The sequence below is a fragment of the Pseudoalteromonas sp. Hal040 genome (genome assembly GCF_037162425.1).
Taxonomy (GTDB): Bacteria; Pseudomonadota; Gammaproteobacteria; order Enterobacterales; family Alteromonadaceae; genus Pseudoalteromonas; species Pseudoalteromonas gelatinilytica.
This window is the reverse complement of record NZ_JARLUU010000001.1, coordinates 3,306,915-3,321,607: the sequence shown is the minus strand read 5'-3', so window position 1 is coordinate 3,321,607 and position 14,693 is coordinate 3,306,915. Positions and strand designations below refer to the sequence as shown.

Annotated in this window: 10 protein-coding genes and 2 pseudogenes; 9 read left to right on the top strand and 3 right to left on the bottom strand. The window is 42.2% G+C overall.

Features of this window, described 5'->3' with window-relative positions:
* Nucleotides 1-136: 136 nt before the first annotated feature.
* Entirely contained in the window at nt 137-2,179 is a 2,043-nt protein-coding gene (locus P4S60_RS15445; RefSeq protein ID WP_337116515.1) for a glycoside hydrolase family 97 protein, read from the bottom strand.
* Nucleotides 2,180-2,339: 160 nt separating this feature from the next.
* Here P4S60_RS15445 and P4S60_RS15440 point away from each other — a divergent pair, with 160 nt between their 5' ends.
* The 3 genes from P4S60_RS15440 (at nt 2,340) to P4S60_RS15430 (ending at nt 5,846) form a co-directional block, all read left to right on the top strand.
* Nucleotides 2,340-2,954, top strand: a complete 615-nt coding sequence (locus tag P4S60_RS15440) for a methylamine utilization protein (RefSeq protein WP_337116514.1) — start codon at nt 2,340-2,342, stop codon at nt 2,952-2,954.
* Nucleotides 2,941-4,170, top strand: a complete 1,230-nt coding sequence (locus tag P4S60_RS15435) for a hypothetical protein (RefSeq protein WP_337116513.1) — start codon at nt 2,941-2,943, stop codon at nt 4,168-4,170. The genes P4S60_RS15440 and P4S60_RS15435 overlap by 14 nt, the downstream gene beginning before the upstream one ends.
* Nucleotides 4,171-4,244: 74 nt before the next feature.
* The gene (locus P4S60_RS15430) at nt 4,245-5,846 is read left to right on the top strand and encodes a methyl-accepting chemotaxis protein (RefSeq protein ID WP_337116512.1); all 1,602 of its coding nucleotides are present in this window, start codon (nt 4,245-4,247) and stop codon (nt 5,844-5,846) included.
* Nucleotides 5,847-5,901: 55 nt separating this feature from the next.
* Here the strand turns inward: P4S60_RS15430 and speE are convergent, their stop codons facing one another.
* Nucleotides 5,902-6,765: a polyamine aminopropyltransferase gene (gene speE / locus P4S60_RS15425; protein ID WP_054562846.1), complete on the bottom strand. Its 864-nt coding sequence runs from the start codon at nt 6,763-6,765 to the stop codon at nt 5,902-5,904.
* A 198-nt stretch (nt 6,766-6,963) separates the two neighbouring features.
* On the opposite strand from speE, the pseudogene speA reads away from it, so the two are divergent.
* From speA to P4S60_RS15405, 4 genes and pseudogenes are all read left to right on the top strand, one after another.
* Nucleotides 6,964-8,845: pseudogene (speA, locus tag P4S60_RS15420) on the top strand (biosynthetic arginine decarboxylase).
* Nucleotides 8,846-8,866: 21 nt separating this feature from the next.
* Nucleotides 8,867-9,744, top strand: a pseudogene (locus P4S60_RS15415) (acyltransferase).
* Between the two features lie 28 nt (nt 9,745-9,772).
* The gene (locus P4S60_RS15410) at nt 9,773-10,696 is read left to right on the top strand and encodes an acetyltransferase (RefSeq protein ID WP_337116510.1); all 924 of its coding nucleotides are present in this window, start codon (nt 9,773-9,775) and stop codon (nt 10,694-10,696) included.
* Nucleotides 10,693-11,943, top strand: coding sequence for a mechanosensitive ion channel family protein (locus P4S60_RS15405; protein WP_337116509.1), 1,251 nt, complete (start codon nt 10,693-10,695; stop codon nt 11,941-11,943). Before P4S60_RS15410 ends, P4S60_RS15405 begins: the two co-directional genes overlap by 4 nt.
* Here P4S60_RS15405 and chrA read toward each other — a convergent pair.
* Nucleotides 11,940-13,076, bottom strand: coding sequence for a chromate efflux transporter (chrA, locus tag P4S60_RS15400; protein ID WP_337116508.1), 1,137 nt, complete (start codon nt 13,074-13,076; stop codon nt 11,940-11,942). The two genes, P4S60_RS15405 and chrA, sit on opposite strands and share 4 nt — an antisense overlap.
* A 33-nt stretch (nt 13,077-13,109) precedes the next feature.
* Between chrA and P4S60_RS15395 the strand changes: the two genes are divergently transcribed.
* Nucleotides 13,110-13,979: a substrate-binding periplasmic protein gene (locus tag P4S60_RS15395; RefSeq protein ID WP_337116507.1), complete on the top strand. Its 870-nt coding sequence runs from the start codon at nt 13,110-13,112 to the stop codon at nt 13,977-13,979.
* Nucleotides 13,980-14,059: 80 nt separating this feature from the next.
* Nucleotides 14,060-14,692 (top strand): OmpA family protein, encoded by a 633-nt coding sequence (locus P4S60_RS15390; protein WP_337116506.1) that lies wholly within the window; start codon nt 14,060-14,062, stop codon nt 14,690-14,692.
* Nucleotide 14,693: the final 1 nt, after the last annotated feature.

Below are 14,693 nucleotides of genomic sequence, written 5' to 3'. Positions count from 1 at the left end.
AAATTTACATTTGAGAAAGGTAATTTGCAAGTGACCATAGCTATTAATAGCGCTCCGATTTCTCAAAAGAATAAAAAGCGTGACATCAAATGCCGCGCTCTTTTTTACTTAAAGCTTAAAACTTACAGCTTTTAGCTTAAATCGCTTTAAAACGAATCGCTGTGCCTCCGCTGGTGGCAAGCTTTAACGTTAGCTTATCATCAGCAGTCACTATGCGTTTTTCTACTTTTAAGTCGTAAGGGTTATTGACCCATTCTGCTTTGTCACCGTCACGGTAGATTTGCGCTTCAAACTTTTTACCTTTATCTAAGAAGTCTAACTTCACTTCTAAAGTACGGGCTTTTTCGTCTGTAACTGCGCCTAGATACCAATCATTACCTGAGTATTGATCACGCTTGCGTTCTTTACGTGCAAACACAACGTAATCGCCAACTTCACCTTGCAGTGCAATACTTTGTTGCCAATCAGTTGGTACGTCCTGAATAAACTGGAATGCATCTGGCTTCGCTAAGTAGTTACGTGGTAAATCTGCGGCCATTTGAATTGGGCTGTACATTACAACATATAGCGCTAATTGCTTCGCTAGGGTTGTTTGCGGACGGTTGGTATTGGCACCTAAACCGTTAAAGCTCATATCAAAAATACCTGGCGTGAAGTCCATAGGGCCTGCAAGCATACGCGTGAAAGCAAGCATTGGAATGTGCTCAGGTGGGTTCGGCGGTGTACCCCATGCGTTAAACTCTTGACCACGAGCACCTTCACGAGCAATCCAGTTCGGGTATGTACGACGTAGGCCAGTGTCTTTTACTGGCTCATGCGTATTGATACTAATCTTATGTTTAGCAGCAAGTTTCACGTTGTATAGGTACTCGTTTACCATGAACTGACCATCGTGCCACTCTTTGCGTACAATGCCATTTTCATCGATGCGCTTGATGTTGCCACCGTCGGCGACATAACCTGTTTTAACTTGGCTTACATTTGATTTTTCATATAACTCAAATGCGCCTTCCATTTGGTTGCGGTAGTTTGTTACGTTGCCCGACGTTTCGTGGTGACCAATAAGTTGCACGCCTTTTTCTTTGCCGTAACGTGTCAACTCTTCAATATCAAAGTCGTCATAAGGTTGTGTGAAGCTAAAAACATCACCGTTATAGAACCAGTCGCCATCCCAGCCAATATTCCAGCCTTCGACTAGCACACCATCGAAGCCATATTTAGCAGCGAAGTCCATGTAATATTTAGTGTTTGCAGTGGTTGCACCATGAATTTTACCGCTACCCCAAGTATTTTCATTGATGTGCATACCCCACCAAATACCTACGTATTTACCTGGTTTAACCCAAGATACATCACCGAGTTTATTTGGTTCGTTTAGATTTAAGATGATATCTGAGTTGATTAAATCAACAGCTTCATCACCAATTTGAATTGTACGCCAAGGCGTATTAAATGCGCCTTGCTTTTTAACCGCTACACCGTCTGACCAAGGTGTTAAATCAGCTTGGAAAGTACCATCACGACGTTGATTTAAAACCATGCCTGCATAATCAACCAGGGCAGCTTCGTGAATACTGATATGCACACCCTCTTTGTTTTTTATAGTAAATGGTGTGTGCACAAGTGCCGCTTTATGAAGTGGGGTGGTGTTATAAACATATTCATAACGGTTCCAACCACGAGCGGGGATCCACCAAGCCGTTGCATCTGATGAGTCTGTAATAGCAAACTCTGTAAGCTCTTTGGTGATTTCTACATCATCATAGCCAGCTTGTTTTGGTAATTCGTATCGAAAGCCTACACCATCATTAAAAGCGCGAAAGCGTACTGTGAACGTGCCACCTTGTGGTTGTGGCTTTTTAAAAGTAACAGCAACTTCGTTATGGTTATCAACCACAGTTTGGCGTTCACCCCAAGGTTGCTCCCAGCTACTTTTTACAGAATCAGTGGTTTGGCCGCTAATTTTGTAACCTTCGCTCATTGCTGGTTGTTGTTTAAAAACAAGGCCTAACGCTGAGTTAGCGATGACCTGTTTACCTGCAAAGCTGATTTCGTAGCTAGGTGTGTGTTGCTCATCTGAGATAGTTACTTTGATCTGCCCATCAGGTGAACTGACGGTTGTGGTTTGTGCTAGGCAAGTACCTGAAAAGGCTGCTAACATTAAGGCAGTTAATCGCATTGTTGTTCCTTGGCGGCTTATGGTTATGGATTGTTGTCACGTATTCACATATATCCTTAAAGCATAAAGTGACTTGCCGGTTAATACGAGGGATCTGCATACGTATTCAACAAAGTGAACGTCGCGATATCAAGCCCAGCACTGAAAAAGGTTTAGCAAAATGATAAGAATAACCCTGTTGCTACTATTGTTTAGCCAAAGTTTATTGGCACAGCAAATACAAATAGTGGATAAGCAGAATCAGCCTGTCAAAAATGCCGTGGTTTGGCTTAAAGGTTCAAAACAACTTGCTGCTCCTGATAGCCATTACACAATGAGCCAAAAAAAGCGTGCCTTTGTGCCTCATGTATTGGCAGTACCGCAAGGGGCTAATGTTGAGTTTCCTAATCTTGATTCAATCATGCACCACGTTTATTCATTTTCTAAAACAAAACAATTTGAGTTAAAGCTTTACCACGATAAACCAGAACAACCGATTAACTTTGCACAAACGGGGGTTGTTGAACTTGGTTGTAACATTCATGACTGGATGCTGGGTTACATTGTGGTCGTCGATGGTGGGATTTATGGGCAAACGGATAAGCAAGGTATGGTTGATCTAAACTTACCCGATGGGGCGTTTACTTTGGCCGTTTGGCATGATCGCTTTAACGATATCAGCGCACCGGAAACTATTGAGATGACGAACAATGCGAAGCCGTTGAGTTATCAGTTAAAACAAGCCTTATTACCAAAACTAGAACTAAGCAGCGACGAGTTTGATGATTATGAATAAATGGCAAGCCTTAGCATTGGCGAGTGTTTTTGGGTTGCCTGCAGTGGCATTTGCTGAACATGATGGGCTGGTGACGGTTTCGGCGGTGCGTGGTGACCAACTGACGAGCTATCAGCGCAAAGGAATTGGCTTATACCGTTATGACCAAGAGCATGATGGTGTTGTGATATCCCAAGCTATGCTGAGTAGTCGTTTTGAGTTAACGAGTGATTGGTCTGCACACACTGTGCTTAATGCTCATCCTGATCCTGAACTAACCGTTGGCTTTAGTCAGGCCTATTTACAATATCAACCGCTCACGGCAAGTCGTTACAAATGGGCAGTGAAAGCCGGTGGCTTTTATCCGAAAATGTCACTTGAAAACCCGCAAAATGGCTGGATGTCACCTTATAACTACACCAATTCTGCAATTAATACCTGGATTGGCGAAGAGGTGCGCGCTTTTGGTTTAGAGGCAAGTATTAAGCGCCCAGGTCGACAGTTTAGAAGTAACCATACCTTTGAGGGCTTTGCTTCGGTATTTAAAGGTAACGACCCTGCCGGAACACTCCTGTCATGGCGAGGATTTGCTATGCATGACCGGCAAACCACCTTTAACGAACAAATCGATTTTGCTGTTCCACATTCTTTTGAATGGACGCAGTTAGATAAGCAAGCTGAGCATGTGGAGCCTTTCGAAGAAGTAGATGGGCGCTTTGGCTATTATTTTGGTGCACACTGGGATTATCAAAAGAAATCGCAGTTACGTGTTTATTATTATGATAACAATGGCGATCCAGGTGCGTTGAATACTCGTACTGGTCAATATGCATGGGATACACGTTTTTTAAGTGCGGCGTGGTTGTATAAATTTAACAGCCAAACGCGTGTCATAGTGCAGATACTCGATGGCAAAACTGCAATGGGCAAAAATCGTGGGGTAGACAATGATTTTTATAGTCATTTTGTCCTTTTAAGCCACAAGTTAGACCAGCATCGTCTCACAATTAGGTATGATTATTTTAAAGTTAGCGATCATGATGATTGGCAATTTGATCCTAACCAAAGTCGTGGAGAAGCTTTAACCGCTAGTTGGCGTTATCAACTGTCAACCAAGTGGCAAGTAGGTGCTGAATATTCAGTGCTGAGCAGTGACGCTCAAAATAGACCCGGTATGGGATTCAATGAGCATAACTCGCAGCAGCAATTGCAACTTTCAGCGAGTTGGCACTTTTAATTTCATACACTTTTTTAGTTTTTCTACTAACATTCTAATGAACGTGCTGATTAGAATTTGAATTAGGATAATGTATGAAGTTACAAAGCATTCGCGTCAAAAGTTCTTTGCCTATTGTACTGCTCGGCATTGCTATCGTCATTTTAATTGCAGGCTATACCTATCTAATTAACCTTCAAAAAGAAGCGATTGATGCACAATCAGAGCGTTTCTTAAATGCGGTCTCTGTGGTTGTTAATGCTGACCGAGACCTATACCAAGCTAAAGTCGCAGAGCTACAACTGGTTACCCAAATGAAAGGCGATAAAGGCCAGCTTACTGATCACCAAGACAATGCCGATCAAGTGAAAGACCGTTTTAAGCAATACTTATCTTATATGTCGCCATACTCTGAGATTGCGGGTCAGTTTCGTAACTTTGATGGCGCGTTTGATACTTGGTATACAGCGTCAACAGCTTACATCAATAACCCCGCAAATGCTGCGCAACAACAAGCGTCTGAGCAAAGCTTTTCGGCGCTTCGTGATATTTTAGACAAAGCCGGTGAAGTCGCCGAAAAGACCTCTCATGCAGAAACTGAAAAGCTAATGGATAAAGTGATGGGCTTTAAAGTGATGCTAATGGTGATGATTGCTGTGGTTCTGGCAGTGGCTGGTTGGTTTAGTTATTTTGTGCCGCGTCAGCTTACAAAACAAATTAACTTTGTTACAGAGCGAATTAACGAAATTGCCTCTGGAGATGGCGATTTAACAGGTCGTATCAATGTTAAAACGCAAGATGAATTTGCTGAGTTAGCAACCGCATTTAATCGCTTCTTAGATAATTTGCAGCAGTTAATCAAAGATATCTTAGAGCAAGCGAAAGAGCTGCATAATCTAGGTAATGATTTAGATAACTTTGCAAATCAAAACCATCAAGTTAATCAAAAGCTCAGCCAAGCGTCTGAGTCGATAGTGAGTGCTGTACATGAAATGAGTGTAGCAAGTCGCGAAGTAGCCAATGTGGCGCAAAACTCATCTCATGAAGCTGATAATTCACAGCAGCTTGCTAAACAAGGTTTAGCTGCGGTTGATAACTCAAGCCGTAAAATTATTGCTTTGTCAGACAACATGGAGCATGCCAGTCAGCGTTCAACTGAATTGCAACAGAGCTCAGACAATATTGCCAAAGTGCTTGAAGTTATTCGTGCTATTGCCGAGCAAACTAACTTACTTGCACTCAATGCGGCAATTGAAGCGGCTCGTGCCGGAGAGCAAGGGCGTGGTTTTGCGGTCGTTGCGGACGAAGTACGAACACTTGCGACTCGTACGCAAGAGAGCACCAATGATATTCAAACTATGGTTGAGCAGTTTGCAAGCAGCGTAGAGCAGTCACTGCAAGCTATTAATAGTGGTAAGCGTTATGCCGATGAAGCGGTTGAGTCATTCACACAAACCAATGATGTGCTTAATTCAATGCAAGAGTCATCAATTAAAGTAAATGATATGGCGATGCAGACCGCACAGGCAACAGAAGAGCAAACCGCTGTAGCAGATGAAATTAGCCAAAACTTATCAGACTTAAACGATCAAACCCAACAAGGGGGCGGCTTAGCAAGTTCAACACAAGAAGTGGCTAATCGTATGAACCAACTCACGAATGAGCTAAATCATTTAGTGAATCGATTTAAAGTGTAATTAAAGCCAATAAAAAAGGGCTCAATGAGCCCTTTTTTGTATCTAGCTAAAACGCTTACTTTTTCTCAAAAGCACGTTTCATATAATTTGGTGTTGCTAATGCGCCGTGGTGAATACCAGCATTGTAGTATTCTGTGCTTTGCGCGAGTGTATTTGCATCATCTTCACGAAAACCAGCAAATGCTTCAGATTTACGAGCAAGCGTGACTGACCATAAGCCACTTGGGTAAATTGGTTGCGGGAAAGGCAACGTTTGTAGGTCAACAAAACCCACTTCTGTCATTGCATCACGCATTTCTACTAATAGTGGCATATGCATAAGTGGAGATTCACTTTGCTGAATTAAGATGCCACCAGGGCGAAGTGCAGTTAAACAGCTAGTATAGAAAGCGTGGTTGAATAAACCTTCGCCCGGACCAACTGGATCTGTACCATCGACAATGACCACATCGATTGATTCAGGAGCCGCTTCACGCATGTATTTAATACCGTCGTCAAACATCACTGTAGCGCGAGGATCTTGGTTTGATTCACATAGCTCAGGGAAGTATTTAAGTGACATTTGCGTCACAACTTCGTCGATATCGATTTGCGTTACGCTTTCAACACCTGGATGTTTTAATACTTCGCGTAAAGTACCACAGTCACCACCACCAATAATCACAACGTTTTTCGGATTTGGGTGTGCAAGCAATGCCGGGTGGCTGATCATCTCGTGATAAAAAAAGTTTTCACGGCTACTTACCATAGTACAACCGTCAATAATCATTAGATTACCGAAGTCAGTTGTCTCGTACATTTCTACTTTTTGAAATGGCGATTGCTGTTCATCAAGCTTTTTAGTAATGCGTAGTGAAAAGGCGCTACCATCACGGTCACTAATTTCAGTGAACCAGTTGTTTTGATCTAAATTAGCCATCTTGCTTATACACTTTTGGTTAATGGTAAAAAAGGGGTGCAATTCTGCCAGTGCTTGGCCAATTGCTCAATCAAATTTTAATCAGTATAGCGAATATTTTTTATCACTTTGGCATATAGCGCAATTTTTGTTAGCGTGGTCAGCCCTAGCGTATTAAAATGTGCGTTTATATTTAACGAAATTACAGAAGACATTGCCATGACTTGGGGTTTAGACAAAGCACGCGAAACATACAATGTTGCTCATTGGAGCGACGGTTATTTTGACATTAACGCACAAGGTGAGCTGGTAGCTTATCCAGATGGCGATCAAACTAAAGCTGCGGTGTCTTTATCTGAACTTACTGAGCAATTTAAAAAGCAAGGTCTTACCTTACCTGTTTTGGTGCGTTTTACTGATATCTTACAAAATCGTGTCGAGACGCTAACCAGCGCATTTACCAAAGCGCGCAATGCCCGTGAATATCAAGGTAGTTATACCTGTGTATACCCAATCAAAGTTAACCAGCAACGTTCTGTAGTAAGTAAATTACTTGCTCACCCAAGTGGTTTAGTGGGCCTTGAAGCCGGCTCAAAACCTGAGCTTATGGCGATTTTAGGTGTTGCTAAAGAGCCAATTACCATTGTTTGTAATGGCTACAAAGACAGTGAATTTTTACGCTTGGCCTGTATCGGTCAAGGCATGGGCCATAAGGTTCACATTGTTGTAGAAAAACTCTCTGAACTAACTACTTTGTTAGCTGAAATTGATGACTTAGGCATTGAGCCGTCAATTGGTATTCGTATTCGCTTAAACTCGGTTGGTAAGGGCAAATGGCAGAATACCGGTGGCGAAAAAGGCAAGTTTGGTTTAACTGCAGGACAAGTGCTTTCTGCTGTTGAGCTACTTAAGTCACGTAATAAGCTCCATTTAATGCAATTAGTGCATTTCCATATTGGCTCTCAAATAGCCAATATCCGTGATATTCACCGTGCACTGCGTGAGTGTGCTCGTCACTTTGCTGAGCTAACGCAGTTAGGTGTGCCACTTAATACAGTGGATGTAGGTGGCGGTTTAGGTGTTGATTACGAAGGGTCTGGTTCGCGCAGTTCGTGTTCAATGAACTACAGTGTTGAAGAGTATGCCCGTAATGTAGTGAATGCGTTTGCTGAAGTGTGCCAACAACATGACCTTAAACACCCTGCGATTATTACTGAGTCAGGTCGTGCGTTAACAGCGCACCACGCAGTATTAATTACAGATGTGATTGATGTTGAACGTGCGCCTAATCATGCAAATCCAACGGCGCCTGAGGCTGACAGCGTATTGGTGCTAGATGAAATGTGGCAGTGTTTGCAGCGTTTAACACCGCGTATGGCGCTGGAAATTTATCATGATGCTATGCATTTATTCAGTGAAGCCCATGACCAATATGTGCATGGTCTACTCACTATGCTTGAATGGGCGAAGCTCGAGCAGCTGTATTTCACCATTTTACACCGTGTTCGTGCATCTCTTAGTGAAAATGCTCGTGCCCACCGTGAAGTGCTAGACGATTTAAATGAAAAACTGGCCGACAAGCTGTTTGTTAACTTCTCTTTGTTCCAATCACTGCCTGATGTCTGGGGTATTCAGCAGTTATTCCCAGTAATGCCAGTAGAAAACCTTCATCAGCCATTAACGCGACTGTGCCATTATTCAAGACATTACTTGCGACTCTGATGGGCAAATTCGTAACTATGTTGAAGGTACAGGTATAGAGAGCAGTTTACCTATTCCTGAGTACAAACAAGGTCAGCAATACCACATTGCGATGTTCTTAGTGGGTGCGTATCAAGAAATTTTAGGTGATTTACATAACCTGTTCGGTGACACAGATTCAGTACATGTTGAACTCACTGAAGCCGGTTACCAGCTGACTAACGCCATTAAAGGTGACAGCGTTAAGGACGTATTAAAGTTTGTTGATTATGATAGCGACATTCTTGCTGAAAACTTTGCAAAACGGGTTAACTCACTGGCAATTGATGAGCAATCTAAGGCACAATATTTGTCAGAACTAAATGCAGGCCTTGCTGGCTACACGTATTTTGAAGATTAAGCATTAAAGGAATAAGTAGTAATGTCCATGATCCGTTGTGTGTTCAGTTTTATATTTTACACCCTCAATACACTTTTTTGGTTTGTGCCCATCTTTATTTGTGGCGTGATTAAACTGATCCCAATTAAGCCTCTGCAAAAATTAATGAGTTGGATTGCTAAGCAATGCGCCACTATGTGGGTGAGTTGCAATAGCATCAACCAAAACATATTTGCTTCATATAAGCTGAACGTAACAGGTCTTGAGCAACTAAAAGCGAAAGACTGGTACTTGGTGATCGCAAATCATCAAAGCTGGGTAGATATTGTTGTAATGCAACGCGTATTTAATCGTCGTATTCCGTTTTTAAACTTTTTTTGAAGAAAGAGCTAATCTACGTTCCTTTTTTAGGCCTTGCTTGGTGGGCGTTGGATTTCCCATTTATGACTCGCACGAGTAAAGCCCAGTTAAAGAAAAACCCTAAATTGCGTGGTAAAGACTTAGAAACCACACGCAAAGCCTGTGAAAAGTTTAAAGAAATGCCAGTGAGCATCGTTAACTTTGTTGAAGGTACGCGTTTTACAGAGCAAAAACACTCACGCCAAAACAGCCCTTTTGAACACTTATTAAAGCCAAAAGCAGGTGGGGTTGCGTTTGTTATGCAAGCAATGGGTGAGCAAATTTCAAAAGTGGTTAATGTCACTATTCATTACCCTGATGGTATTCCTAGCTTTGTGGATTTCGCCAGTGGTCGTGTAAAACAGGTCGAAGTGCGAGTCGAGGTGATGGAAGTAAGCCCTAATTTAATCGGTGATTACACTGGTGATGCAGAGTTTAGAGTTAATTTTCAAGCTGAGTTAAACCGTATTTGGAATGAAAAAAATCAGCAACTAGCCGAGTTAGAAGCAAAAACGCAGTAGTATTGCTAACGCAGTCGAGAGCACACATATGTTAAAGAAATTTTTACCAAATTGGTTAACAGGCGTTCTAGTGAGCATTGTCTTGTTTGCTAATGTAATTATTTGGGGCACGCTTGTGCTGCTCTTTGGTGTGCTTAAATTATTACTGCCGTTTAAAGTGGTTAGCGACATTCTTCATGCGGCTTATCGCGGTTGGTGTAAAGGTAACCGTTTAGCTTTGTGGTTAGGTTGCCCAACAATCGATATTGATATTAAAGGCAAAGTCAGTACAGATGGTTGGTACTTACTTATCTCTAATCATATGAGCTGGCTAGATATTGTTGTTTTAAGTGCGATTGATGTTTTACCTGCGCCAAAGTTCTTCCTAAAAGATGAATTAAAATATGTGCCATTCATTGGCACTGGCGCGTGGGCCATGGGTATGCCTTTCATGAAGCGTGTTAGCAAAGCGCAACTGGCAAAAAATCCTAAGCTGAAAGGACTCGATGTAGAGCGTACCAAACGCAGTTGCCGCGACTTTCGTAATCATCCAACTACCATTATCAACTTTGTTGAAGGCACACGCTTTACGTGCCAAAAACACAAAAAGCAAAATAGCCCGTTCACTTACCTTTTAAAGCCTAAAGCGGGCGGTATTGCATTTGCTCTTGAGGTGTTAGGTGAGCAGTTTGATGCATTATTAAATACCTCGATTATTTACCAAGGCGAAGGCGATCATATTTGTCGCAATCTGATGCGTGGTCGTCTCAACGTGATCAAAGTTGAAATGCACGTACAAGCAATTAGCGCAGAGATGATTGGTGATTATCAGCATGACCGTGCATTTAGAACGGCTTTTCAGCAATATATTAATGAGTTATGGTTGCAAAAAGATGCTCAGCTACTAACTTATCATCAAACCCAGCAAGCTGAATACCTTGCTACCATCAATAAAGAGGTTGAAGCGCCATGAAGCAAACTCACCTGCAAGAGTTGGTGATGCCTTGGTTTGAATCAATGCCCGACGCGACGCTTATAAGCGCATTAACGGCTACAGCGATTGGTGTTGGCTCATTACTAATAATCTATATGTTTACCCGCCGCTTATTACTGCCGGGCATTCAAAAGGTTGTTACACGTTTATCTCCTGAGCGCATCGGTGCGCTAACACCCATGCTCAATAAACTAAACCGCCGTTTCGCGGGGATATTGTGCTGCGTACTGTATTTGGCAACTTTTGATTATGTTTATCCAGTTCATGATGTTGCTGCGTTAGTACTTAAAACCGTAGGCCAAGTTGCGCTGATCATTTATGGTGGCTTTATTTTAAGTAGTGTCGTGAGCATTGCTGGTGGCATCTATAACCAACTTGATTTTGCCCGCGATATTCCGATTCAGGGTTTGATCCAAGTTGTAAAACTTATCACTTTTATGGTTTGCGCCATCCTCATTGTGAGTATTTTGCTAGAAAAGTCACCAACTTATATTTTGTCTGGCTTTGGTGCGATAGCAGCGGTGACTTTACTCGTATTTAAAGACACCATTTTGGGTTTTGTTGCCAGTATTCAAATTGCAGCTAACCGATTAGTGACCTATGGCGATTGGATCCAAGTGGATAGCTATGGTGCGGATGGCGAGGTGATAGACCTAGGTTTAAACACAGTAAAAGTACGCAACTGGGATAACACTATTACAACTATTCCAACCTACATGTTAGTTGCTGGTTCATTTAAGAACTGGCGTGGAATGCAAGAGTCGGGTGGTCGTCGTATCAAACGTTCTTTAAACATTGATATGAATAGTATTCGTTTGGTTGATGATGCGTTTCGTGAGCAAATAAATGCTGCTATTCCATTGCATGACTATATCAAAGTAACGGCTTTGCCTGACCCGGTTACTAATCTAGGTTTATTCCGCCGCTATGCCGAAGGTTACTTAAAACAACACGAAAAAATTAATCGTGATTTAACCTTAATGGTCCGTGAGCTACAACCAATCAATCATGGTTTACCCATTGAGTTTTATTGCTTTAGTGAAGATAAACGCTGGATCTCATACGAGCATTTGCAAGCAGAGATCATGGATCATCTCCTTGCCGTGTTGCCAATTTTTGCGCTTCGACCTTATCAAAGTGTCACTGGGCAGTTAACGGCTAGTGAGCCTCAAACAGGCTTAAAACCGAGTATCAAGGTAACGAATCCGCCCCGCGAAAAAGTTTAAAACTGAGCAATCAGTAAGCTGATTGCAAGGAAACCTAACAATAGCCACCAAATAGGTGGCTTTGCCATTCTTAGCCACGTAAATGCTGCAATGACTAAAGCTACTTGCCACAGATCTTGCACTGCTGATTGCCAAATAGGTGAATAAAGAGCGGCGGCTAAAAAGCCCACCACGGCCGCATTTAACGCTGCAATGCTGCCCGCAAAGCGAGGCTTATCAGCCAGTTGTAGCCAGCTTTTCATAAACGCTAACATCAACAAAAATCCCGGTAAGAAGATAAGTGCCGTAGCGACAATTGCACCTATAAGTGGCGTATTTGGCGACACTTGTGCACCTAAGTATGTGGCGATTGTGAACATTGGCCCAGGTATGGCTTGAGCACTGGCATAGGCAGATAAAAACTGCTCAGTGTCAAGACTCGGCACACCCGCTTGTAAAACGGGTAACACAACGTGGCCGCCACCAAAAACCATAGCACCAGTTTGGTAAAATGGGGCAAACACAGAAAACCATTCACCTAAAGGTAAAAAGCTAATTAGTAACAAGGCGGTAAATAAACCAAGCGGTAACCATGCGACTTTTACCGGTTTATGTTTTTGGCTCTCTGGTAGTTTAAGCTGAGGATAAAACCAGCCCAAGGTTGCTGCAACAATGAGTACGAGAATCTGGCTTGATAGCTGTGAGAACACAATGAGTGCAATCGTGCTCAATACCGCGATAAGCTTGTGAAAATGGTTTTTGCAAAAGCTCATTGCCATACTGTAGGTCGCATCGGCAACAATCACCACAGCAAAGAGTTTAAGCCCAGCAATCACTGCAAAGTAAATATCACCAAACTGGTGAGCGCTAAGAGCCAAAAAGAACATAATTAAAAATGAGGGCAGGGTAAAACCAATAAAGGCACATAGGCCGCCTAAAATGCCCCCTTTTTCAACCCCCATTGCAAAACTAACTTGGCTTGAACCAGGCCCAGGTAATGCTTGGCTTAGGCTTATCAATTGCGCATAGCGCTCAGCAGTGAGCCATTTTAAATTATCAACAAAGTGGCGCTTAAAATAACCAAGGTGTGCCGCAGGGCCACCAAAGCTCATACAGCCTAATAAAAAGAATTGTTTAAAGATGATAAATAACATTACCGTTGCCGTTACATGGTGATAGTTTCTATTATGACAAAATTGTATGACATTTTTGTGGTTTTTATGACACAAGGCCGTCTACAATATAGAGAACGAGTGAACGTAGTTATGAGTATCACTATGAAACGCTATATTACCAGTTTATTGTTACTACTTTGCAGCGACTTTGCACTTGCAACCTCTTTTGAGAAAGTTGTGGTGGCTGTTGATCATGCGCCTCCTTATGGCATGGTCTCTGAAGATGGTAAAGTCAGTGGCGCAATAGTGGATATAATGCGTGAAATGCAGCGTACCTTACCAATCAAGCTTGAATATGTCGCTTGCCCATTTTCTCGTTGTTTAAAAATGCTCGAGCAAAATGAGCTAGATGTGATGGGCGGGCTTATTCGCACAGAAGCGCGCGGGCAAAAAATGCAGTTTCTTACCCCACCATACATGATGCTGTCGTCTTCTTTTGTGTTTTATGCAAGAGCTGATAGCGAGCTTAAAATAAATAGTTATCAAGATTTAGCGGGTAAACGTATTGCTGTAATGCGAGGTGCAGCACATTTTCCTCGTTTCGATACCGATAAAGCACTTATTAAAGTTGAGGCTTTAAGTGAAAATAATGCATTTGAAATGCTATTAAAAAATCGTGTTGAGCTGGTAATTGCTGTTGAAACCACAGCCGATCACGCCTCTGTATTTTTGCAGCGACCTTCACAAGAAATCGTAAAAATGCCTTATCGCTATAAAGATGTTATTTATGGTCATATTGCTTTAAGTAAACAGTTTGCACGCTCAGATCTGGCAGATAAAATTCAAGACCGCCTCAATACATTAGTTCTCAATGGCCGCTTAACCGAGCTGGTTAAAGGGTATAACTTACCTCCGGTTACTGCTGTAGCACTTGATAAGTAATCTTTTCTTCATCGCTTGTTCATAGAAACTCATTCATAATTGTAAACAATTCAATTTGAATAATTGCCATGGAGAGACACATGACTTTTACAAAATCAGTTTTAACAGTGGGCGTTTTAGCCGTTCTTTTAACAGGTTGTGAGACAACGAATACAGGTAAAGGCGTCGCGATTGGTGCTGCAACAGGTGCAGTGCTAGGTAAAGCAACGGGTGACCATGACGATAAACGTATTTTCATTGGTGCGGCTATTGGTGCATTAGCAGGTGCAGCCGTTGGCGATTATATGGATAAGCAAGAAGAAGCATTTCGCGATGAGCTAGCAGGCTCAGGTGTTGAAGTGGTTCGTGAAGGCGACAATATTCGTTTAGTCATGCCATCAAATATTACTTTTGCAACTGATCAATCTTATATTTCATCAGGTTTTCACAGCACCCTAGACGCAATTGCTAAGGTGATGAACAAATACGAAAAAACCTATTTAAGCGTTGAAGGTCATACCGACAGCACAGGTAAAGATAGCTACAACATGACGTTATCTCAACAACGTGCACAAAGCGTAAAAGATTACTTAGTGAATCATCAAATAATGTCTGCGCGTATCAGCACACGAGGTTATGGTGAAACACGTCCCGTGGCGAGCAATGACTCAGCAAATGGCCGAGCTTTAAACCGCCGCGTAGAAATTCAAATCGTACCGAATACACAAGGTTAGA